Here is a 23,995-nt window from a genome sequence, read left to right on the forward strand (position 1 = left end):
TAAAAAGTAAAAGATACGGACAATAAACCTGACAGGTTTCTGATACCTGTTAGGTTTTCTCCTTTTATTCCCTCTCTTTTTCCCAACCTATGAAAGTTGTCATTTTTGGAAATACTTATCAAACCGAAAAAGCCCATCCCGTTCTTAAACTTTTCGAGATACTCAACCAATACAAGGCAGAGATATTTGTTTGTCGGGACTTCTACGAGTTCCTGGAATCTCATCAAAACTTTCACCCCCAAATCAAAGGACTGGTTGACCAGAACAATTTCGAGGCTGATATTGCAATCAGCGTGGGAGGAGATGGTACGTTCCTCAATGCTGCTGAGCGTGTTGGACGCAAAGGCATTCCCATCCTTGGAGTAAATACCGGAAGACTCGGTTTTCTGGCTGATGTATCGGAAAATGATATTGAATCGGCTTTGGAAGAAATTTTCAATAATAACTATCAGATTGAAGAGCGATCGCAGCTTGTGGTAGATATCTGCAACGGCTGTTTCGGCAAGTCTAAATACGCGCTGAATGAAATAGCGGTACTTAAACAGGACACTTCTTCAATGATTACTATCCATGCCTGGCTGGATAATCAGTTCCTCAATACCTATCAGGCAGACGGGCTGATTGTTGCTACACCTACAGGCTCTACTGCTTATTCAATGAGTGTCGGAGGCCCGATACTGATGCCTCAGGCCAACAATATGGTTATTTCTCCGATTGCACCTCACAGTCTTACCGTCAGACCATTGGTTATCCCTGACAACATGACGATCACTCTCGAAGTGGAAAGCCGCAACCGTAATTTTCTGATAGCTCTGGACGGTCGCTCTCACGCAGTCGAAGAGTGTAAATTCCAGATTAGAAAAGCTGACTATCCGATAAAAGTGATAAAACGGACGTCACATACCTATTTCGATACTTTACGGACGAAATTAATGTGGGGAGCAGACAAAAGAATCCATCCCGGGTCTAAATAGTTAAAATAACTCCATTTACCCTCATTGCCTTATCTTGAAAATCCAACTGATTTGTTGAAATAAAAGGCATAAATCAGGGCGTATTGTGCGCCAAAATGGAATAATTGCTAATTTATTGCTATTTTATTGCCCTGTATGGTTGACAAATTGCTTTTTATTTTGTTTATTTGCATCCATAATTTTTCAGCGAAGATTTCTATATTAGCTAATATAATTTTTAAGTTAAATCATTATGAGCAAATCAAAATTAGAGTACATCTGGTTAGATGGTAGCGAGCCATCTCAGCAATTGAGAAGCAAGACTCGTGTGAAAGAAAACTTCAGTGGTAAATTGGAAGACTGCCCAATGTGGTCATTCGACGGTTCTTCTACTAACCAGGCACAAGGCGGTTCTTCTGACTTGTTGCTGAAACCGGTATTTATTTGCCCGGATCCGGATCGTAAAGATGCTTACATCGTTATGACTGAGGTTTTGAATGCAGACGGTACGCCTCACGAAACTAACCACCGTGCAACTATCGATGATGATGACAACGATTTCTGGTTCGGTTACGAGCAGGAATATTTCTTATATGACATGGAAACAAGAATGCCTCTTGGTTTCCCTAAAGGTGGTTTCCCTGATCGTCCACAAGGCCCATACTACTGTTCAGTAGGTGCACGCAACGCTTACGGTCGTGAAATCGTAGAAGAGCACTTCGACATCTGTATCGCTGCTGGTTTGAACATCGAAGGTATCAACGCTGAGGTTGCTGCTGGTCAGTGGGAATACCAAATCTTCTCTAAAGGTGCAAAACTGGCTGGTGACGAAATCTGGGTATCTCGTTACTTGTTGGAAAGAACTTGCGAGAAATACGGCGTTTACGTAGAATGGCATCCGAAACCACTTGGTGCTACTGACTGGAACGGTTCAGGTATGCACGCTAACTTCTCTAACGGTAAAATGAGAACTTGCGGTGACAAAGCTGTATTCGATGCAATCTGTGCTGAATTCGGTAAACACGTACCTGCTCACATGGCTGTTTACGGTGCTTACAACGATCAGCGTCTGACTGGTAAACACGAAACTGCATCTATCCATGACTTCTCATGGGGTGTATCTGACCGTGGTGCTTCTATCCGTATCCCTGTTGGTACTGTAGAAGATGGTTGGAAAGGTCGTTTGGAAGACCGTCGTCCGGCTTCTAACGGTTGTCCTTACCAAATCGGTTCTATCATCGTTAAATCTACAAAAGCTTCAGGACAATATTAATCCTGACATAACGATATCTTTAAAAGCCTTCGGCCTTCGGGTTCGGAGGCTTTTTTTGTGCCCTGTCAGCTGATTATTTGCCTGTATCTCTCTTTTTTGTAACTTAGTATCATAATACCATAGATTACACCGATAAATATGTTTACGAAAAAGAAACTCGAAATAAAACGGCACTTATTCTACGAAACCTCGCATTCTCCTTCTTTGGCAGATATTGTGGGAAAAGAGATGCTGGATAAAATTGTAGATTTCTGCTTCATAGCCAATCCTTATTATCCCGACAAGAAACTATTAAAACTGCTTCAGCGGGAACTCCCCATGCTGATTAAATCCTATCCGTCAAGTAACTCCATCATTTCGCAACGTAATCTGGCTTCAGTGCTCCACGTGGATCCATGCAGCCTGGTGATCGGCAATGGCGCTACGGAGTTAATTACCATTATCGTAGAGGAATTGATTGACGATATTGCTATTCCGGTACCCACTTTCAGCGAATACACCGAGAAAATCCGCCGGAAAGATTGTGCCAAACTTTTTCAACTTCCTGCCGAACAGGATTATCAGCTCAATCTCGACATCTACGCAGCCTGGATTGACGAAAATAAAATCACTTCGGCATTGATTATCAATCCGGGAAATCCAACAGGACAATTAATCCCGTTGAATGCAATGATGAAGTTCCTCGATAAAATGTCACATCTGAAAATGATTATCGTGGACGAATCGTTTATCGACTTTGCCGATGAAAACATCCCCAGCCTGTTACCGCATATCGATAAATTCCGGAATCTGATGCTGGTGCGTAGCATGAGCAAGCATTGCGGCATACCGGGACTGCGCCTGGGATATTGTTGCTCATCCAACAAGGAATACCTCAAATGCGTACGCAAATCATTGCCGGTCTGGAATATTAATACCCTTGCGGAATATTTCCTCACCCAATTGAAAAAAACCGATGCCGATTACCATAAAGCCCGATTAAAGGTTATCAGCGACATCCGTTATTTCTATCAAGAACTGAAGAAAATTGAAGGATTTCATGTCTATCCTACAGGCAGTAATTTTGTGCTCATCAAGTCTCATTGCGGACTGACAGCCACCGAATTGCAACACATCTTGCTGGAAGAATATCACGCTTACGTGCGTGATTGCAGCAACAAAGTGGGACTCGATGCCTATCACATACGGGCTGCATCACAGGGTAGGAAAAAAGATAAAATCCTGATTAAAGCTCTGCAGGAGATCTCAGCTAAATATTCAAAGAAATCGTTTTGAGAAGTAATCTCTCTTTTTCATATTTGAAAAAGTATTCGGATAATTTGTTTCTGATTAAGAGCCTGACAAAATGATTCGTGAATCGAAGATCAACGAAGTTAATTCGTGGCTCTTAATCTATTTGATTTTCATTTTCCTGAAAAAACATATACTGATGAAAAAAGTACTCATGGTCTCCCGCAGACTGACCCGCAAAAACAAAACCATCGACTGGTTTTCTGAAATATATCTCCAGCTTTTAGCAGAACGCGGCGTCATGCCCATCATTGTACCCATTGCCGAAGCCACTAAAGGCATTTTGGACGAATACCTGAAAGATTACGACGGCATGTTGATGATGGAAGGTGGTGACATTGACCCTATATACTATCATGAGAATTATGATCTGAGCAAACTGGATGAATACGATCCGTTGAAAGACGAAATCGAGATAACCTGCCTGAGACATGCCTTTGCGGCAAACAAACCCATACTGGGCTTCTGTCGTGGTGTGCAACTGATCAATGTACTGCACGGTGGAAAGATTTATAACGATGTACACCTCGAGATCCCCAATCCGGTCCTGCATATCAACTACGAAAACTACGACAGTCACCGTCACAAGGTAATATTGGAAGAAGGAACGCCTTTATTTGAGTGGTACGGGCAAAAAGAGCTGATGGTGAACACTTATCACCACCAGGGCATCAAAGTACTGGGAAAAGGCTTAATCCCGATGGCTCACGCTGAGGATGGATTGATTGAGGGAGTCTATAATCCGGCTCACTCCTTTTTGGTGGGACTTCAATTTCATCCCGAACGCATGCTCTCTGAATACGAAGGTAACCAGAAGGTGTTTGATGCCTTTACCGATGCCGTAAAACTCCGATAATCCGGTAATTGTAACTAAACACCCTGCATTTAAAGTCAGAAAGTAAGAGAATACAATGGAAATTGGTAATTTTGCAATCTGAAACGGCTAACTGATTTCCGGTTGCAACTAATTATTGATCAAATGGATATCCAATCATTCAAAGAGGTCGCCAAAAAGTACAAAGTAATCTTTCTCGATTCTTACGGTGTACTGAGAAACTATCAGGGCATATTACCCGGGGTAAGAGACATGATTAAATTTCTCGATGATGAAGGCATCGCCTATTATGTACTTACAAACGATGCGTCACGAAGCCCCATCCAGCTCGCTGAAGCATTTGCCTCCAGAGGTATTCCTGAAATAACGGTAGAAAAAATAATTTCATCGGGAATGATTGCCCGTGAATATCTGGATAATAAGGTAAATTCGGGTACGGTAGTTTATCTGGGAACGGAACGTTCAGCACACTACATCGAATCTGTCGGGCTGAATACCCTTTCCATCAGTGAGGTGGATCTGAGTAATATGGAGGACTTCACTGCCATGGTGCTGCTTGATGACGAAGGGTTTGACTGGAACTACGATCTGACCAAAGCCGTCAATATCCTGCGCAAGAAGAGTCTGCCCGTAATCGTTGCCAATTCGGACGAGACATATCCTCTTTCCAAAGACCATGTCTCCATTGCCGTGGGCGGTATTGCCGACCTGCTGGAGCCTTTGTCGGATAAAATCTTTATCCGCTTCGGAAAACCGGATTCCCAGATCTTCCATTTTGCTTACGAATACGCCGTTACCGATCTTCAGATGAGTATATCCAAGAGGGATATCCTGATGGTGGGTGACACGCTCAAAACCGATATTATAGGAGGAAATAAATTCGGTATAGATACCTGCCTGGTACTCTCGGGTAACATACAGGCCAAGAATGCTGAAGTATTGATTTCCGCTACCGGTATTATCCCGAATTACATTTGCCAGTCAGTGGCAACCTGATTGCACTCTTATCACCTTTTCCAAAATTTAAAACTTTGGAAAATTGCATATCAAACTACCCGGCCATCCTTTGATAGCCGGGTAGTTTTGTTTTGGATAATATGTATACTCAATATTATGGAATAGGATTGAATTGATGTCGTATGCATGGGGAAATTATTAATTACGCGTCAAGCGTCTCGAATAGCTATCGGTCTGAAGCCGCTGAACGCTAGCGCTGCGCACCGTACAGCGGCTTCAGGCCGCTTGACGGATTGACAAACCCTGGAGAAGCATGGGATAAATAAGACATAAAATTATACTCCGTACTTATTTACCCGATGATTCCAATACTTTGACCATCTCACTCCCCCATTAATCGATCTGCATGACATTTTTATTACGAATAGTTTAAACTTTGCAGTCAGATTTCAATCTAACTATTCATTATGCAAAAGACAGCTATATTAATCATCACGCTGATATACGCGGGCATCAACTCCTATCTCTATACCCGCGGTTTACAGGCTCTACCGGCTCAACCTGTGCTTCGTATCCTTTACACCACTCTTTTCCTGACCTTTTCGCTTTCATTTCTGGTCGCAATGATGAGTGGGGAGCAACTCCCTTTTCCATTTAGCAGTGTGGTCGAGAGTATCGGCTCTTACTGGATTATGGTGATGGTATATCTGGTGGCTGCTGCCATGCTGGGCGACCTGCTCCGGCTGGCAGATCATTTCCTTGGTATTTTTCCTGCTTATTTACATCAACACTATCCGTTAGTCAAACAGGTCTATCTGGGAATAACAGTGGGTGTTGTGGCCATGATTAGCCTGTGGGGATATGTCAAGTTTGATTCGCCCGAAGTGGTCCATCTTCCTTTATCTATTCCTGAAAAAGGCTTTCCGGGTGAAGAGCTTCGCATCGTGGCAGCGAGCGATATCCATCTGGGCAATACCATCCGGCGCTCCCGACTGGAGAAGTTTGTCAAGAAAATTAATGCACAGAAGCCTGACATTATCCTGCTCGCCGGCGATGTTATCGACCGCAATATCCGCCCTGTCGAAGAACAACGTATGGACGAAGTGCTCAGTCAGTTAAAGGCCCGCTACGGCGTCTATGCGGTGCTGGGCAATCACGAATATTACGGGGGAGTAGATAAGGCCATGGCATTTCTGAAACGCTCAGGTATTCACCCCTTGCGTGACCAGTCCGCCACCATCGATAACCGCTTTGTCGTAGTGGGGCGCGATGACCGCACCAATCCCGACCGCCAGTCCATCGAACAGCTGATGCTGGGTGTCAACCGGCAACTACCGGTCATCCTGCTTGACCACCAACCCTATCACCTCTCCGAGTCACAACAAAACAAAATCGACCTGCAAATCTCGGGACATACCCACCGGGGGCAGATTTTCCCTTTCAACCTGTTGGTCGATCGTATGTTTGAACTGGCTCACGGCTATCGTAAGATAGGCCACACCCATTTCTATGTCTCTTCGGGACTGGGCCTATGGGCGGCGCCCTTGCGCATCGGTACTCAATCGGAGATTGTCAATGTGGTAATCAGGCATTAAGAGTTTATCTATAAAGACGACTGTAAGAATATTAACCCAATTATTTTATCCTTTTATTGTTGGTTCGCCCCCGACGGGGACGAGCAAATCATAGCGACTTCCATACCGTGGGATTCACCCACGGTTATTGATATTTGCCCGCTTTCGCGGACTTTAATAAAGAGGTCTGAAAGACCTTAATCTAAATAACCACGGGTAAAACCCGTGGCAATCGATACATCACACAACGTCCCCAACGGGGGCGAATAGTACAAACTTATTTAGGTGATGCACCTCTATCAAATATCTAAACACAAAAATACCCGGCTATCCATCCGATAGTCGGGTATTTTGTTTTGGATCTGCATGGAAGCCCTCCTACTCCACCGCAACAAAGACAGTATCTGAGGCTTTTGTCCCATCGGCATTCGTCAGAAACAGATAGCAGTAAGCGATATCCTCCTTCTTAATGCCGGGATAATCCAGCAGAATGGTACCCGTCTGCTCGCTTCCGCGTGGTTGCGATTCCAGTACAACGTCCCCATCCTTCGTCTTCAGAAAAGCATACAGCACATCGGTGCTAAACGCATTCGGATTCTTCAGTCCGGTATTGAAAGTTACCGACAACCCTTCGGGTATCACCGTGGCCACCGTATCCCTCACCTTACCAACCGGGCCGGAGGAGACGGTCATATCCTCAAATCGAAGGGTTACAGCATCACCCGTGGAGTCAAGGATCCGCGGCAGATTCAGTGCAAAAAACTGGTTATAGACCGATACCCCTTCCGGACGGTTCAGTAATCCTTTTTCAAGGATGGTAGCTAACGACTGAAATTCATTAACCAGTAGTTTGAAACCGGACCGGTGAACTTGCTGCGCTTCACTGTTGGCGTCCTTGCGGTTAAAAGCTTTGGAACGCACTACGTTTTGTTTGTTCAATGTGTAAGTCGAGAAGTTACCCATTGATTTCTTCATTTGCCCCGTCAGGGGATTCTGCGATATTGCCATGATCTTTTAGTTTTTGGCGATTAACAATTAATTAAATCTAGTCAAACTTCACCGGCCGGATTTCGTTTGCCTGATGCAAATATACAAAGCTATATCATTGAAAAATAGTGTGTTAAATCACACTTTCTTTAAATCGGTGAGGGTTGCGTACGTTTGCGTTCCGTTGCGTCCGGATGCGTATGTGCCGCCGAAATATTTATTTTTAATTAACCTGAAATGTTATAGTCAATTTACTTTGGATTGCGAAACTGCAGAAACCTTTAAAGCTACTAGCTATATAATATCTGCTTCGACTATATTATTCGTGTCGGTGCTATAAATATCATCCGTAGAAAGCTCGCATCCCAGACCCGAAGGGACAAACACAAATACCAAACCGCCTAAAAACTGCCGAGTGAGAGAGCCCCATCCACAAATGCTCCTATACCATACAACAATCTATGGGCGAGCGAGCGAGTTTTTTTAGGCTCTGTTTTTTTGTTACTTTTTTGCGCCAAAAAAGTAAAGGTAACAGAGTAGCCTGTACACAAAGCTCTAATGTTCAGCCCTGATATTCACTTCGCATTCGCAAATCAAAACGATATGACTATAATTTGGATTAATATGAAAATGACTTATTCATTTTTTCATCGGGATAAATCCCGGTGCTACCATATCGGTCGCACCTACGGCGCTGAAATAGGTACATAAAAAACCGCTTAAATACCGTATTATCGGCACTTAAGCGGCAGTATAGGAACCTTCCGTTCAGATTATTATTTATTCCGTTTTAGGACGCTTGAAATAGCGGTCAAACAAGGCCCTGACATCCTCTTCACGGTACAGGATAGTTCCTTCAATCCGCGAATGCCCGATTTTTCCATTATCCCGAAGGGTTTGTAATGTTCTCTGGCTTATTCTCAGCAACTCACAGACCTGTTTACCGTCAAGATAGGACAATGCCGGCTTTTTGTCTTTCATCTGCAATTGCAAATGTGAGATCTGCTCTTCCAAAAGACGCTGATTGGCAATAATCAGCTCATACATATTTCTATCAATCTTAAACTCGCTCATCACTTATGCTCCAAATTAAGGTTCGACAAAAGGGATAGCGCTCGCTGTGATTCTCCGGTTCGGGTGATATTCCCTACCGTTTCCTGTCCGACACTTATCTCCAACCTCCGGTGCCTGTAGCGATAGAGCTCGCTGTGGGCATCATATCGCTGCCTGATCTCACCTCCTTCCCGAAGTAAAGCCGCCAAGAGCCGCTCCCTTCTATTCCGTCTTTGGAGTAAAGACCCGTTGGGTGTTTTTGGGAAATATATGATGTCGTATCTCTTTCGGGTTATTAATGTTACAAACGGACAATCCGGGGCATTTATCAATTCCGCTTTTGTCCTGTGCCGGTAAATGGGTCGGGAATGGCATGAATCAGCTCTTTCCTCTGATTCTTCTAACAGCTCAATAGTAGCACTGAGCAGAGAGTTCAAATCCACATATGCATTCAAAGCGCCAGAGGTTTCATTTGACTTAGGCAAATAAACCATCTGTTCAGGTAGTATAACTCTACATGAGACTACATTTCTAACAACCACAATCTGACTGAGCAATCCCGTCGATGAAATTACAAATTTCATAACCTTAATATTTTAAAATTATTACGATGCCCGAAGCATCATGCCGACAAAATTAGCCCTTAGAAGTCGGTTGACCTAAAATACACACCAAAAGTTATGCAATAACCGTAAGAAATCCGAAAATTATCTTTATATTATTACAAAGTGCCACAACAATCTGATTATATGATACTTATACTGAATACTTGTATTTCTGATCAGTTCTGTTTTTCATAGTGGACAAATCGGATATAATCCCACAAATCAAACCTAAAGTGCAGAAATGATACTCTGTCAATCTTTCCAGAGTTTAAAACGTTGGAAAGGTTTCAACAAAAAACACCGCCGCTTAAATACCATTTTATCGGTGCTTAAGCGGCGGTTATTTATTTTGATTTCTTATTTGACGTTGTCAGATGCTGCTCACGTTGACAGGTCTTTGGGTTGCGGTAATTATTTCGGTCATCTGGACGAAGAAAAGGGACTAGATTGTTTATAAAGACTAAAGATCTGTTTCCCTGAAAACCTTCATCGACTTTTTCAACAGATTCCCTCCTATCCATTTATCAAATCAAAACCATACCGGTAATCGATCAGGTTATGTTCCTGCTGATTTTCAATCCAGGCCTTTTCCTGATGGGAGATTTCTATAATTTCATTTGTGGAAGTATCTTTAAACCGTTCTGCTATTCGTTCAATAATCTCCAACTCTTGTGTGGTGAATACCGCTGAATCAAATTTACGATCATCCTTAGCAACAAACTGTTCGCCTACATTTCCATCTGGAAATACAGTTACCTGAATAGCAAAATTACCTTTATTCACCAAATAGTCAAAAATGCCATCATAACGATTCGGCACTGGGCCCATCGGTATTGCGACGTACTGCATACCACTAATTGAAAAACCGGTTTCCCGGAACATGTTAAAATCAGTATAGAAAAGTAACTTATTTAGCTTGGTCTTCCAGGGGCGCACCTTTTCTGCAAAATAGACTATCATCTCTGCAAATTTCCTCATATCAGGTGATCTGAAACCTGTATTTGCATTAGGATATTGATCTCCTGTAAAATATTTCTCCAGTTCACTTTGGAAACGAAGCTCTTTTTGTGTCTGTATAATATGATCTATCCGAAACAACAATTCTTCTTTACTTTTTTCATCAAGAGCATCACACAACTCTACCAACTTTCTGAATTCAAATGCATCATCAGCTATCTGCATCAATTTAGCATTGGGTAATGCTGGAACTTCACCGCTCTCGTAATTGCGATAACTATTTACACCAAATCCAAGAATCTCAGACATTTTTGTTGCTGGAAGGTTGTACTTATCCCGTATCTGCTTTATTTTATCAGGGAATGGAATCTTATGCTTCGCCCTGTACTGATTGTACAGCTGAGTCATATTCAACTCATCAAGTGATGTGGAGGTAAAGGCTTCTCCACTATCCTCACAACGATAATAGTGATAAATCACGTCAAACTCATCTTTACGAAATACAAGTTTGCGGGTCTCTTTGCAGAGCAACATTTCTTTACCTGTAAATGGACTTTTCATGTAATTGGTTGGATATAATCGAATTTCTAAACTGCAATTATTTTAACGGATAGTTCATCGGATACTCAGCAACGTGAAACGATATACAGATCACGCTTCCACCTGCAAAACCCATAGTGATTTTAATATACACCTCATTCTTTTTGATCTCCTTTCCAAAGACCCACATATCACTGCCTCCATACAATTTTTCTTCTAAGGGACCTTCAGAATAGTCCGCAAATGTCAGATCTTCCAGGATCTTTTTCCGGTCTATTGGCCTAAGTTCCAAATCAGCCATTGTCTGAGCATTTTTACCACGATCATCGCGAAATAGAACGTCCCAAATATTCATTTTTGTTTTAAACTCTTTCAGGAAACGATCTACATCATTTTTATCAGCCATGCTATAGTTGTTTGCAAAATTACAAATTCACATAGATAAAACAACTATATAGTTCAAATATCGTAATAATAAAACACTCTATAGAACTATATAGTTCAAAATACCAATAATTCACAATTCTACTCCCTCACCTCATACGTCTCATCGTATATCTCCTGCAGATTCTTTCCGTTATACGTCCAGTAAGGTGTCGGTTGCACGGAATACTCCAAACCCAACAGATCACGGGTAACGGCAGTCAGGGAAGATTCCAGCCCACCATAATTGACCTTTTTGGCATCACACACTTCTACCACATAGCTCTCTCCATCGCGATTAAACTCCAGCTTAGCCCCCAATGGCAGTCCCATCTCCATAAAATTAAGCGGTGGACGTTTCTTCTTTTTCATCTTCATCCCGGCCAGACGATCTCCATCCGACAGGTCATTATTGATCTCTTCAACCACTTCCGAGGTAATGTCACTGCTTTTATCGAGCAGCTTGAGGATCGCTATAGCCTGTTCGGGATTAATCTCAAAGAACTCTCGCTGTACATTAATCCGGTAGGGATGAAATGCAATGTGCAGTGCTTTTTCCACCACGACACAATCAGTCACCTTGCAGGCATACTCGCACTGGAAAGGTACAGGCACACTAGTATTAAACAGCTCCTTCATCCGGGCTTCCACATTCTCTTTGTTGGTCATGCCTATCTTGACCAGATCGGGCATCGCCGGATTAGTCAGGACATAGACGATTCCGTAGTTATCTTTTTTGGTGGTCATAAGTCACTTCAATTTAAGCTTTCTTTTTGCTTTCTTTTTGCTACTCTTACTCGCATTATGCGGATTCTCCGACTTTTTATTAATAATAATGGATCCATCCAATGGAGCCTCTCCTAAAAATACGTCACCGCTGTCATCAAAAACTTCAATATGCGCTTTTTCTCCATAATGAGAATTATCAACATACCACATTTTTCCTGTTTTAATTTCTCTAAATACTGTCCGTGATTGAAAGCGTTTATTGGTTTCTTCAAATCGAATTTTACTTCGCAAACATGTTTGGTTATCAGTAGGAGGGTAAGTAGATGTCTTATCATAGTAGAATAGTGCTCTATCTATATTTTGCTCAATCCACTCTTTAAGCAAATGCTCATTATCAGCACATTGTATTGATTTAGTACCAGTATTATTATTTCCAACAGCGATTATTAATAACGCTCTTTGATTACTTAAAACCGAATCAGGAAAATTTAAAGCAAGAACCTGATCATTATATTTGTTTGTGAATTCATAAGCTTCAGCTAAAGATGTTTTATCAATTGAGTATGGAACCGGAGGAGCCATTGAAGTATCAAAGAAAAAATATTGATACTGATAACTCTGAATAGAATTTTGATCCCAATATATTGGCATTACTTTTGATAGATTTATCCTAAAATATTGTTCCACATCTGTGTTCGAGATCAAGTCAAAAAAATACTTCAGAATATTTGATGACACATATAACTTAATAACAACTTGATCATTATACTCTAGTTTTTTTTCATTTATACTTTGACAAAACAGGCCTAGAAATCTTATTGAATTGAATAAGGAATTCTCATCATGTAAATGCCTCTCCAGTAGATCATTCTGTAATAGACAATCATTAATAAAAATATCCATAATCAAAAACCTATAAGTTCTTTTAAATCAAGTTCGTTTTGATCAAAGAAATCATGAGGCCACAAATCTATCTTACCACCTTTCTTTATATCAATTTTTGAATATAAAATATCTGACTTTTCATGAAAGAAAAAGATCTTAATCAACTCTGGCGACAAACTTTCTTTTTTTACGAGAACTCTTAGGGCATTTAAGATGTGTTCACTATGTGATTCTATAAAAACTTGTATGCCACAAGCCGAAACTTTTGATAAAAAGTTTATCAAGTTAGATTGTGCCTTTGGATGTAAATGAGCTTCTGGATTTTCAACAATTAAAATATCACCTGGTTGTGCTATTAAACCAGAAGTTATTATCGGTAACACATAAGAAAATCCAAACCCAATATTATGAGGTCTAAATTTTGATTTCCCAATTTCAAAAGAAAGTGTAATAATCCTTGAACTTTCAGGATTCTCAATAAAGACTTTTACATTCTCTGTATTCAATACGTAGGACAGCCATTCTCCTATTTTAATTTCAAGTTCATTTGAACTTGATGTATTTATAGATTGCAATGACTCATGCACCAATTGAACCTTCTTTTGATATAAAACATTTCCAAGGTATTCCCCTTTTGATCCTACAGAAATAAATCTCGGTAAAGTTGATTTAATATAAAATTCTTGAGGTCCTATTCGGTCAGCAGCAATGTAATGTACTTGTTTAAATTCAGTCATCACATCATCACAAACCTTATTTTTTACAAGGCCAATTGTATCATCGTTTTCATCTCTTTCTAATGTTAACCCCAAAACTCCATTTAAAGTCTCATGAGTTATTTCAATAGGATTACTATTTGCTGTATTTCTGTTTTGTACATCTCTGAACGTACCAAGATTTACAGATGCCCCATTAAATGCAACTCTACTAAAAGTTTGATTGTCTTCAATAGACTGACTTAATAGTAAAATACTCTGTAAAAAAGAAGACTTTCCTCTACCATTAATTCCGGTTAACAAATTAATTGCTGACAAATGAAACTGAGTCTCATTTTGAAAGCATTTGAAGTTTTTTAGTTTAGTTGATTTAATCATTTGTACAATCTTTACTTAGGATATCAAATACACGGTCAAAACGAGTTGAAACCCTCTTTTTATCACCAGTCGAAAATCTAACAGCATCAAAATATAGAGAATCTCTTAGCAACAATGTATAATTAGCTTTTATTTGAGCTTTATTTCTTAGCAAATACTCTTCAGACCTTGAAGCAAAAAAACCAGCTACAGTTTCAAATATTGCAATATTTATGCGCCCCCTCGTCTCCTCTGTTGGTATTCTAAAATTACGTTTGTCAAAAAAATCAAGCGTATAATGCATCGCCTTTTCAAACTCCAATTCATGTTTAACAAAGTCTTCATCTGAGAATTTTTCATTCATGTGTTTCATGGCATCTTCAACGAAATCATTCATACTATACTTGTAATTTATATTATAATCAAACATCCTGAATGACAAATATCGAAGTATTGCTTCCTGATCTTTTGCTCTATCATCAGAAATTCCATAATCTATTGCTTCTTTAAATATAGATTTAGCTGATAGGTTCTTTAGGAATTTCGTTGCCTTGCCAATATAAATACAATTTCGAATCTCTTGTCTTTCCAATTGAGTACCCCCTGTGTTAATTCGATTAAAAATATCATACACCATTTCTAAAGGTACAGATGGTTGGATCAAGTAAACTAATAGTTTTTTGTCTTCAATTTTAGTTTGATAATCACTATTGAATTCAATTAATTCCGTGAAGTTTTTTCCATTTACACTCGGTATAGCCTTTAAACCATCTAGTCGAAATTCATTTTTAAGATAACGCCGTAATGTTGTAATTCTTTGCCTACCATCAACGACCATATATTTGCCGTTTTTATCTTTATTTATATATAATGGAGGTAAAGGGAAATTGAGTAATATTGACTCAATAAATAAACATTGTTGTTCTGGCTTCCAAACATATTTCCTCTGAAAATCAGGCATTTCTATAAGATTCCGATCCCATTTCCTAATAACTAATTCATATATTGTTTGGGGGTCCTCTCTAATATCAATATCTGCTTTCGATGGATCATAAGGATATATTGATCCTTTCCCTGTTTCATCAGAGTCTAATGTATCTTCATCTGTTTCAACTTGCTCAATGAAATTAAGAATAATGTCCTTATACATAGTATAATTGTCATCACCTAAGAGCCCATGTAGGATTGATTTAAAATCATCATACCGATGATATATTTGATCTTTTAAATTAGCCAATTTATCTATTACCTCTGTTGGCAATTCTTGAGAGAGATGCTCTAATGAATTGTCACTCAATGTAATCTTATTTGAAACATCACCATTCATAATGAATATATTTTAATTTCGATTTAATTCTTCTCCCAATCCTTCGCCAATACCTCCGCCTGCCGTATCACCAGATTAATCGCCTCTTGTGAGCGAATGGGTGGGTATCCATATTTACGCAACATCCTTCGGATGATGTTACGAATCTTGGCACGGACGCTGTCACGTACTTCCCAATCCACGGTAATACTACCTTTGAGCTTTTCGGTAAGCTCCTGCGCCAGAAACTTGATATCTTCGTTCTTTAGCGCTTCATCACCTGTATTATTTTCCAGCAAAGCATCGTAGAATCGTACTTCATCCGGACTGAGCCCCAATTCTTCATCCCGTTTCAGGGCTTCCTGGAAGTCTTTCGCCATTTGGATCAACTCTTCAATAACCTGAGCCGTTTCGATAGCCCGGTTATGATATTTACGAAGTGTTTCCAACAGACGGTCGCCGAATTTCTTCTCCTGAACCAGATTACCCCGAGAGTGTGATTTGATTTGGTCTTTTAGTAATTTCTCCAACAGCTCTATCGCCAGATTTTTTGACTTCATGCGGCGTACGTCATCCATAAACTCGGGTGACAATAGCCCTATATTCGGTTTCTGTAAACCGGCCAGCTCGAAGATATCAGCCACCCCATCAGCTACAATGGCATTGTCGATAATCTGTTTCAGTGCACTGTTTTTCTCTTCGGCCAATCGCTTCGAGTCCACACTGGTGTATTTGAGTATAGTAGCTTTAATGGCGTTGAAGAAAGCAATTTCCAACCGCAGCTCTTTGACTTCGTCTATCGTTGCACAGAGGGAGAAGGACTTATTCACAGCCAGCATCAAATCCAGAAAGCGTTTCTTTCCATTCTCCGGCTCGCGCAGCACAAAGTTGGTTGCCGGAATCAGCAGCTCCAGAGCCTTTGTTTTGTATTTCGAGTAATCGAAGTTATGGAACATACCTCGTACCGCATCCATATTCTTCAGCAATAGCGTATAAGCCTCCTGTGTCCGGTTCGTTGGAGAACCTTTCCCTTCGGAATCGGCATAGGTTTTCAGGGCCGCTTTCAGCTCGTTGGCAATGCCGATATAATCGACCACCAATCCGCCCGGTTTATTCTTAAATACGCGGTTGACACGGGCAATTGCCTGCATCAGGTTATGCCCCTGCATCGGTTTGTCAATATACATGGTGTGACACACAGGTGCATCAAAGCCCGTAAGCCACATATCGCGCACGATGACCAATTTCAGTTCATCTTCGGGGTCTTTAAACCGTTTCTCTAACCGTTTCTTGACGGCTTTGCTATAGATATGCGGGCGTAGCAACTCCTTATCGGCGGCCGAACCGGTCATTATGATTTTGATAGCACCCTTTTCCGGGTCACTATTATGCCATTCGGGACGTAAGGCTACTATCTCGTTGTACAGATGCACGCATATCTCACGGCTCATGCACACGATCATCGCCTTGCCTTCAATCGAATCGGTACGTAGCTCGTAATGGCTGACCAGATCAGAAGCTACCTGTTTTAATCGGGGTGCTGAGCCGACCAGTTTTTCCAGTGCAGTCCATTTGCTTTTGGTGTTTTCACGAATGGTCAGATCCTCTTCATCCTCGATCACCTCTTCCACCTCCCGGCTCAATTCCTCGATGGTATCTCTGTCCACATCCAGTTTTGCCAGGCGGCTTTCGTAAAAGATAGGCACGGTAGCACCATCGTCCACCGCATCCTGAATATCGTAAATACTGACGTAACCCCCGAATACCTCACGGGTATCTTTATCTCCGTTGGCAATCGGCGTACCGGTAAACCCGATAAAAGTAGCGTTTTGCAAAGCTTCTCGCAGGTGTTGCGAAAAGCCGTATTTATAGACTCCGGTCTTCGTATCCAACACCGCTTTGTGGCCATATTGACTACGGTGAGCCTCGTCGCTGATGACTACTATATTGTGTCGTTGGCTCAGTTGTGGGTGTCTGGTTTCTCCGGCATAGAGGGAGAATTTTTGTATGGTGGTAAAGACGATGCCTCCCGATTGTCGCGATTCCAGTATATCGCGCAAAGCTTCACGACTATCCGCCTGCACCGGTGTCTGCTTCAACAGATCGGCTGCCTGGGAGAAGGTGGTAAACAGCTGTCCGTCGAGATCGGAACGGTCAGTCACCACTACGATGGTCGGATTTTGCATTTCGGGTTGCTGAAGTAGCTTTCCGGCATAGCAGACCATTGAGATACTCTTCCCAGAACCTTGAGTATGCCAGATCACACCGGCCTTTTTACACCCCGGAACCACCTCTTTGCCGTAGGCTGCTCTCGGATGCGCTGCTATATTTTGTTCAGGCACATTGGCCGCTATGACAGTGGCCTTTACCGCTTCACGTACAGCATGAAACTGATGATAGGCGGCAATCTTCTTAATCAGCTTATCGCCATCCTGCTCATAAAGTACAAAGTGACGGATATAATCCAGAAACAGTTCCGGTTGAAAGAAACCTTTCACCACTTTCTCCAGCTCAAACTCTACCAACGGACGGTCGTTTTCGTTGCTGATGGTACGCCACGGCAGGAAACGTTCCTGATTGGCTGTAAACGACCCGATTCGTGCGGTTATCCCATCGGAAACTACCAGGGCTTCGTTACACAGGAACAGATCCTCAATATCTTCTTTGTAGGCTTGTAATTGGTTGTAGGCATCCCATACATCGGTATCTTCATCGGCGGGATTTTTCAGCTCCAATACCGCTAAGGGCAATCCATTGATAAAAACCACAATATCAGGACGACGTGTGTGTTTAGCTCCGGCTATACTAAACTGGTTAACTACCAGAAAACGGTTGTTGGTTGGAGTCCTGAAATCAATCGGAAAAACCAGTTCCTGCTCCTTATGACCATTTCTATCCACTTCCACCTGTATGCCATCGATCAGCAATTGGTGTACCGCCTTATTACGCACCACGCCAAAGCCCCCCTGAGCATTCTTCAACTCCCGAAACGCCTCTTCGAGCTTATCAGCCGGTATACCCGGGTTCATCACCTGCCACGCCTCCAGGCATTCCCGCATCAGTAATACTTCCCGATAGTCATTTCGATAAGGGTTACTGCTCTCTGGGGCTATATCTGCTCCATTGAGGTAATAATATCCGGTATCCTGAAACCAGGATAGAGTGATTTGTTCGAGTTGGTTTTCTGTTATCATTGCCTTTCCTCCAATAACTTTAGAAATAAAGCTTCAATCGATTCATCATGTTGTCCTTCTGGATACCAAATTGGAAAAATATTAGCACTTGCTAGCTCTCTTTTTCTTTTAGACCTCATTTTATTGTCTTTTATTTCTTCAAGGAATGCATAGTTACGCGGCAAAGATCCTGCTCCTTCTTTCTTAACAATCTTCTTTATTGTATGAATTGTTCGATCATTTGTTAAACTACAACCGACAAATAATAATGATCCTTTGATTAGCAATCTATTTATAAATCGCTCTAACACATCACCATTTAAATAGGCCATATCATACTCAATCTTAGTCAAAACTCTATCAGCTATTTGGATACAATCCCCATGTAATTTGATCAGAAATTTACTTCCAGACGACATCTGCCTAATTGTTTCATCAAGGTATTTTCCACTTTTTATATAGTTAAAACCTTGACCTAAATCATTATAAATTCGTTCTATGTTATTATCAAAATTGGTAGTTATTATAGAGCTATCTGGAAATAATATTGGTAAATAGTTTATTGAACCACAAATCTCCCTTTCAGCTGAATATTCATTTTCTAAGTGTTCATTAAATAATGCATCACCAAGATCTTCATATAGAATCTGAGCGGCTTCTTCATATTTACCATGAATTAGTAAAGAATTAAGATCTTCTTCTGTTATTTCTGATTCATATCTCAATTTATATAAGAAAGATGTCCAGCTTGCGTAATTACTTGGTATAGAAATACCAGCACCAAGAAATGGGATAATAGAATTTGCCTTTAATGATTTTGACAACTTATTGAATCGTTCTATATTGTCGTATAAAGCTAATATCTGATTTGCTTTATCTTTTAAAATATCTTTCCGCTCTTGCATCCATAATTCGAATGATTGAGAATACGAAGTTTCATCATCAAAAAGTATACTACTAGGTAAAAAATCATTTCCATCAATTGAAATCATCAATTGTTTTGTACCATCTGACAACTTTGTATCCTTTATACTTACTCTATCTGAATCAGGAGAGTTTAGTTCTTTAATGTATACTTTTTCAAGAAACTTCATTGTTTACCTTTTTTATCCATATTCAACCCTCCAGAAATCAATTTCGGTATTAAACTATTTCTTAGCTTTTCTAAAACTATATTTTGTTTTTGACTATTGGAAGAGAACAAAAATAGGGAACTCATTTTCATCTGAATAAGCCTAATTGCTTTTTTATCTGGAAAAACAACTTTTATCCTCTTCATATCAGCAACTGTCACGTGGCCTAAACCTGTTGTCTGCTTATTTTTAGCAGTATCGATCAATACTGGCTTGAGATACTTAAGAAGAAAATACACAAATATTTTTTGCTCTGCAGTTTTTGTGTTGATTTTAAATATGTGTTGGTTTAGCCATCCTTCGCCACCAAACCATTTAAATGCCTCCAACGATGTTTCAGGACTACCTGACCAGGAATAAAGAATGTCACCACTATTAATTCTATATTTCTCCGGAAATTCTTTAATTGTATATTCCGTCTGATCTGATATACCGGATTTTAGCTCTGCTATTTTTATAACTGGCAATCCTTCTTTATTTGTTGAAAAATCATTAGCCTTAAAAACCCCTCCATTCACATATTCTGCAGTTTCATATAAAGGAATGGCCTTCCACCCCTTCGGAATCTCTCCCAGCTCACTATCTTCCATTTCATCAGGAAACAGATCTGCCGTATCAGCCAGTTCCCTTCTTTTTTCAGCAGGTAGTTGATTGATTTCAGCAGCGGTTTTTCCACTGATAGCCATCATGGCTTCCAGTTGTGGATCTTCTCCTTTTGCTTTGGCTACTATTTTTGCTTTTACCGGATCAAAATCTACAAACCAGGATTTAAAGAGTGTTTGGGCTATAGATTCGAGAATAACATTTATATTATCGTTATTCTGAATTTTAGAATCTATATGAGATAAAATATGACCAATAAATAGTCTTTTTTCCTTTATCTGGGGAATTCTGGCCTTTATTGAATTTAAAATAGTCTGATTTAAGAGTGGCTGTCCAGAACCAGTCCTAAATTGATTTAAATTCAAATGATTAAGAAGATAAAACCAGAATAAACTTTCATCATTGTTTATAGAATTACAAGATATTGCATTATCTGTTATCCAGCATTTCTCTTTTGAAAAATATACACTACCACAATAAGAACCAACTCTACCTATTATTATTGAAAATTCAGGCGAATTATATTCATTAGAGTAACCTATAATACCATTTGATCCATAGACTGGAAAAATACCATTATCGTCTCTTAATGGAGATGTTTTCCCATTCTTAAATACAAGATGATCCTTTAAAATAGTCTCAATCATATCAGAACTCATACCCCAATCCTCCCAACTGCTTCTTAATTTCAATTTCCAGTTTTGCGCTCTCTTCGAGATAGCCTTTGAGTTCTGATGTCAATCGATTCATTTTTTCAGCAAAAGGTTCATCATCTTCTTCCTGCTCGGCGGCACCGACATAGCGTCCGGGAGTCAATACAAAATCATTTTTGGCAATGTCTTCTAACGCAGTGGTTTTGCAAAATCCGGCGATATCCTCATAACCTTCGACCAGTCCCTGCCATTTATTGAAAGTATCGGCTATCTCTTTGATATCTTCAGCGGTAAAGTCGCGCAATACGCGGTCTTTCATATACCCTTTTTCTCGGGCATCAATAAAGAGGACTTCTCCGATGCGCTTACGTTTGCCATTGCGTGCCGTTTTATCCTTCGTCAGAAACCAGATACAAGCCGGTATCTGGGTATTAGTAAAGAGCTGTCCGGGCAAAGCCACCATACACTCCACCAAATCAGCCTCCAGTATGGCGCGGCGTATTTCCCCCTCGCTATTGGTATTGGTACTCATGGAACCATTGGCCAACAACAAGGCCATCGAACCCAACGGACTCAGGTGGTGTATCATATGTTGCATCCAGGCAAAGTTAGCATTGCCTTCCGGTGGGGTACCGTATTTCCAGCGCACATCCCCTTCCAGTTTTTTAGTCCACCACTCCTTCATATTGAAGGGCGGATTGGCCATAATGTAGTCGGCACGCAGGTCGGGGTGCAGGTCATTATTCAGCGTATCGGCCGGTTGTCCTCCGAAGTTGAAATCAATCCCACGGATAGCCATATTCATGGCTGCCAGCTGCCAGGTCGTGTGGTTATATTCCTGTCCGTACACTGAAATGTCATCAATCTTTCCGGCATGTTGCTTAATAAAATTCTCGCTCTGTACAAAGAATCCACCCGATCCCATTGCAGGGTCATACACCCGGCCTTTGTAGGGTTGCAACATTTCAACGATAAGCGACACAATCGCCTTGGGGGTATAGAACTGTCCGCCTTTTTTCCCTTCGGCACTGGCAAACTGCCCCAGGAAATATTCGTACACATGCCCGAGTATATCTTTTGATTTTAAATTAAGATCCTTCTTTTCAAAAGGTATACTTCCGATATGGTCAATCAGTTCGCCCAGTTTATCATTATCCAGATTGAGGCGGGTATAGGTTTTATTCAGTATCCCTTTCAGCTTGACATTATCTTTTTCTACAGCATCCAACGCATCGTCAATCAGAAAAGCCACCCCTTTCATCTTTTCGGGCTCCATCTCCCCCTTGTTGTTTTTCTTCAGCCAGGGCAGCGGATTACCAACGGGTATTTTATGAAGATCTTTTAGTGTTTTCCATCGCGCCCGCTCCGGTACCCAGAATACATTCTTCTCTGTATAGTAATCCCTTACTTCGAGTTCGTTCTGTATTTCTTGCTCATACTCTTCCGGTGTATCAAATTCTTCCGGGTCAAGGTAATAATCGTGCTCAGTATTACGCAAGTTTGCTTCCAGCTCCTTTCTTCGGGTATCGAAGGCATCACTGATGTACTTCAAAAAGATTAATCCCAATACGGCATGTTTATATTCCGCCGCCGAAAGTGTGGATCGCAGTTTATCGGCTGCCGTCCAGAGTTTCTTATCTAATTCGTTGAGAAATTGTTGTTCGGATTGGTTCATTATGAATTGTTTCTTTTGTTTTACAGTCGATTATGTTAGAAATAGACCATCCTAATATATAGAATTGTGTTATTTAACAGTACCAAATCTTTTTGAAATACAAATGTTGCGATTTTTATAAATTCAAACAAGTAAATAGCCATCTATCTTTAACAATAAATCAATAATAGTTTTCTAATCAGGAGAGAATGAATCTAAATCATTTTTACGTTGCCAATAACGATCAATATCAGATTGTCTGACAAAAATTCTTCTTCCGTCACGAATACACGTTATCAATCCCATTCTTTCTTTTTTACGGAAAGTATTGGGAGACATTTTAAGGTAATACAAAGCTTCTTCCAGACAATAAACCCAATCCGCAATAGGATAAGCATCTTGCATCCGGTCAATGTATGCGGTCAGATAATCAATTTTCTGCTCATACTGGTTAAGCTTGAGCAATACAAGTTCCAGTAAGTGATCATTTAAATTTATACTCTTCATAAATTTCATTCGTGTGATTAAACATCTTGATTTGCTTAATCATCATTGGCCAATGAATGATTTTCGAAGTCTAAGTTAGAGAGAGGTAAAATAAAAACAGAGAAATTCGGCCAGAACTTTCAAAAAATAGTCTCTAAAGACTATTTGTAATAGATTAAATTCAAAAATCCTTTGAACTTTGGTATATATTTATACCGAGGTCAACACATCCTAATAAGTAGCATTTTAGTAGTTATTTCCCTTTTCTTTCATTGTCGAGACATGCCAGATATCTCTCGATTTCCGAGTGTCTGACAAATATTTTCTGTCCATCACGCTTGCACAGAATCAACCCGGCCTTCTCTTTTTTTCTAAAGGTATTCGGGCTCATTTTTAATCTGGGTAGTGCTTCTTTTAAGGTATATATGGGATCAGGCAAAGACTCTCTTTCTGTCAATTGTGTAATACAATCATCCATCCGATCCATCTTCGCAGACATATCTTTGACCAGTTGGATCAGCAACTCATTTTGGTTGCTTAATCTTCCTATTTGCTGAATCAAATCAGGGTTATATGTCGCTTCTTTTTGCCTCATTTACTACTGTGTAGTAATCTATATTTGTTTGGTGATTACGGAATTTATTTACTTCATAAAGTAATACGTCAAAAGTAATCTGACGCTTTCTATTCATCAGCCTATATCTTAATTGAGCTAGCAGTTGAATAAAAAGTTTCGATACCAACTTCATCTGTTTAAATAATAACGATGCCCACTCTGTCAACTTCGTTACAAAATTAAAGAGCCTTTTCTTTAGTTTTGGTTGTTCTTTAGTCATGATATTGCACATTGATA

Annotated in this window: 21 protein-coding genes; 6 read left to right on the top strand and 15 right to left on the bottom strand. The window is 40.4% G+C overall.

What is annotated here, in order from left to right; all coding sequences use genetic code 11:
- Positions 1-89 precede the first annotated feature (89 nt).
- The 6 genes from MLE17_RS15250 (at position 90) to MLE17_RS15275 (ending at position 6,903) form a co-directional block, all read left to right on the top strand.
- Positions 90-974 (top strand): NAD kinase, encoded by an 885-nt coding sequence (locus tag MLE17_RS15250; protein ID WP_243349577.1) that lies wholly within the window; start codon positions 90-92, stop codon positions 972-974.
- A 232-nt stretch (positions 975-1,206) separates the two neighbouring features.
- On the top strand, positions 1,207-2,226 hold the full coding sequence (locus MLE17_RS15255) for a glutamine synthetase beta-grasp domain-containing protein (protein ID WP_243349578.1): 1,020 nt from the start codon (positions 1,207-1,209) through the stop codon (positions 2,224-2,226).
- Between the two features lie 138 nt (positions 2,227-2,364).
- On the top strand, positions 2,365-3,501 hold the full coding sequence (locus MLE17_RS15260; RefSeq protein ID WP_243349579.1) for a pyridoxal phosphate-dependent aminotransferase: 1,137 nt from the start codon (positions 2,365-2,367) through the stop codon (positions 3,499-3,501).
- A 154-nt stretch (positions 3,502-3,655) separates the two neighbouring features.
- On the top strand, positions 3,656-4,372 hold the full coding sequence (locus MLE17_RS15265) for a gamma-glutamyl-gamma-aminobutyrate hydrolase family protein (protein WP_243349580.1): 717 nt from the start codon (positions 3,656-3,658) through the stop codon (positions 4,370-4,372).
- Between the two features lie 123 nt (positions 4,373-4,495).
- Positions 4,496-5,347: a TIGR01459 family HAD-type hydrolase gene (locus tag MLE17_RS15270; RefSeq protein ID WP_243349581.1), complete on the top strand. Its 852-nt coding sequence runs from the start codon at positions 4,496-4,498 to the stop codon at positions 5,345-5,347.
- Between the two features lie 428 nt (positions 5,348-5,775).
- On the top strand, positions 5,776-6,903 hold the full coding sequence (locus tag MLE17_RS15275; RefSeq protein WP_243349582.1) for a metallophosphoesterase: 1,128 nt from the start codon (positions 5,776-5,778) through the stop codon (positions 6,901-6,903).
- Between the two features lie 357 nt (positions 6,904-7,260).
- On the opposite strand, the gene MLE17_RS15280 is transcribed toward MLE17_RS15275, so the two are convergent.
- The 15 genes from MLE17_RS15280 to MLE17_RS15350 form a co-directional block, all read right to left on the bottom strand.
- Positions 7,261-7,890, bottom strand: coding sequence for a hypothetical protein (locus tag MLE17_RS15280; protein ID WP_243349583.1), 630 nt, complete (start codon positions 7,888-7,890; stop codon positions 7,261-7,263).
- 759 nt (positions 7,891-8,649) lie between these two features.
- Positions 8,650-8,943, bottom strand: coding sequence for a helix-turn-helix domain-containing protein (locus MLE17_RS15285; RefSeq protein ID WP_243349584.1), 294 nt, complete (start codon positions 8,941-8,943; stop codon positions 8,650-8,652).
- A 1,097-nt stretch (positions 8,944-10,040) separates the two neighbouring features.
- A complete protein-coding gene (locus tag MLE17_RS15290) occupies positions 10,041-11,045 on the bottom strand; it encodes a type II toxin-antitoxin system antitoxin SocA domain-containing protein (RefSeq protein ID WP_243349585.1) in 1,005 nt (334 codons plus the stop codon).
- A 37-nt stretch (positions 11,046-11,082) separates the two neighbouring features.
- Complete coding sequence (locus tag MLE17_RS15295) at positions 11,083-11,430, bottom strand: toxin (RefSeq protein WP_243349586.1); 348 nt, start codon at positions 11,428-11,430, stop codon at positions 11,083-11,085.
- 119 nt (positions 11,431-11,549) lie between these two features.
- Entirely contained in the window at positions 11,550-12,194 is a 645-nt protein-coding gene (locus tag MLE17_RS15300) for a GIY-YIG nuclease family protein (RefSeq protein WP_243349587.1), read from the bottom strand.
- Positions 12,195-12,197: 3 nt separating this feature from the next.
- Positions 12,198-12,827 (bottom strand): hypothetical protein, encoded by a 630-nt coding sequence (locus MLE17_RS15305; RefSeq protein ID WP_243349588.1) that lies wholly within the window; start codon positions 12,825-12,827, stop codon positions 12,198-12,200.
- A 254-nt stretch (positions 12,828-13,081) separates the two neighbouring features.
- The gene (locus MLE17_RS15310; RefSeq protein WP_243349589.1) at positions 13,082-14,155 is read right to left on the bottom strand and encodes a DUF3696 domain-containing protein; all 1,074 of its coding nucleotides are present in this window, start codon (positions 14,153-14,155) and stop codon (positions 13,082-13,084) included.
- Positions 14,148-15,461, bottom strand: coding sequence for a DUF262 domain-containing protein (locus tag MLE17_RS15315; RefSeq protein ID WP_243349590.1), 1,314 nt, complete (start codon positions 15,459-15,461; stop codon positions 14,148-14,150). The genes MLE17_RS15310 and MLE17_RS15315 overlap by 8 nt, the downstream gene beginning before the upstream one ends.
- A gap of 23 nt (positions 15,462-15,484) precedes the next feature.
- Positions 15,485-18,634 (bottom strand): type I restriction endonuclease subunit R, encoded by a 3,150-nt coding sequence (locus tag MLE17_RS15320; RefSeq protein WP_243349591.1) that lies wholly within the window; start codon positions 18,632-18,634, stop codon positions 15,485-15,487.
- A complete protein-coding gene (locus MLE17_RS15325; RefSeq protein WP_243349592.1) occupies positions 18,631-19,707 on the bottom strand; it encodes an SIR2 family protein in 1,077 nt (358 codons plus the stop codon). Before MLE17_RS15325 ends, MLE17_RS15320 begins: the two co-directional genes overlap by 4 nt.
- Positions 19,704-21,041, bottom strand: coding sequence for a restriction endonuclease subunit S (locus MLE17_RS15330; protein ID WP_243349593.1), 1,338 nt, complete (start codon positions 21,039-21,041; stop codon positions 19,704-19,706). Before MLE17_RS15330 ends, MLE17_RS15325 begins: the two co-directional genes overlap by 4 nt.
- On the bottom strand, positions 20,998-22,677 hold the full coding sequence (locus tag MLE17_RS15335; protein ID WP_243349595.1) for a type I restriction-modification system subunit M: 1,680 nt from the start codon (positions 22,675-22,677) through the stop codon (positions 20,998-21,000). Before MLE17_RS15335 ends, MLE17_RS15330 begins: the two co-directional genes overlap by 44 nt.
- A 174-nt stretch (positions 22,678-22,851) precedes the next feature.
- Entirely contained in the window at positions 22,852-23,163 is a 312-nt protein-coding gene (locus tag MLE17_RS15340) for a helix-turn-helix domain-containing protein (RefSeq protein WP_243349597.1), read from the bottom strand.
- 232 nt (positions 23,164-23,395) lie between these two features.
- The gene (locus MLE17_RS15345) at positions 23,396-23,737 is read right to left on the bottom strand and encodes a hypothetical protein (RefSeq protein ID WP_243349598.1); all 342 of its coding nucleotides are present in this window, start codon (positions 23,735-23,737) and stop codon (positions 23,396-23,398) included.
- On the bottom strand, positions 23,712-23,978 hold the full coding sequence (locus MLE17_RS15350; RefSeq protein ID WP_243349600.1) for a hypothetical protein: 267 nt from the start codon (positions 23,976-23,978) through the stop codon (positions 23,712-23,714). The genes MLE17_RS15345 and MLE17_RS15350 overlap by 26 nt, the downstream gene beginning before the upstream one ends.
- Between the last annotated feature and the right edge of the window lie 17 nt (positions 23,979-23,995).

It is taken from the genome of Parabacteroides sp. FAFU027 (assembly GCF_022808675.1).
In the GTDB taxonomy this organism is placed as follows: domain Bacteria; phylum Bacteroidota; class Bacteroidia; order Bacteroidales; family UBA7332; genus CAXXIC01.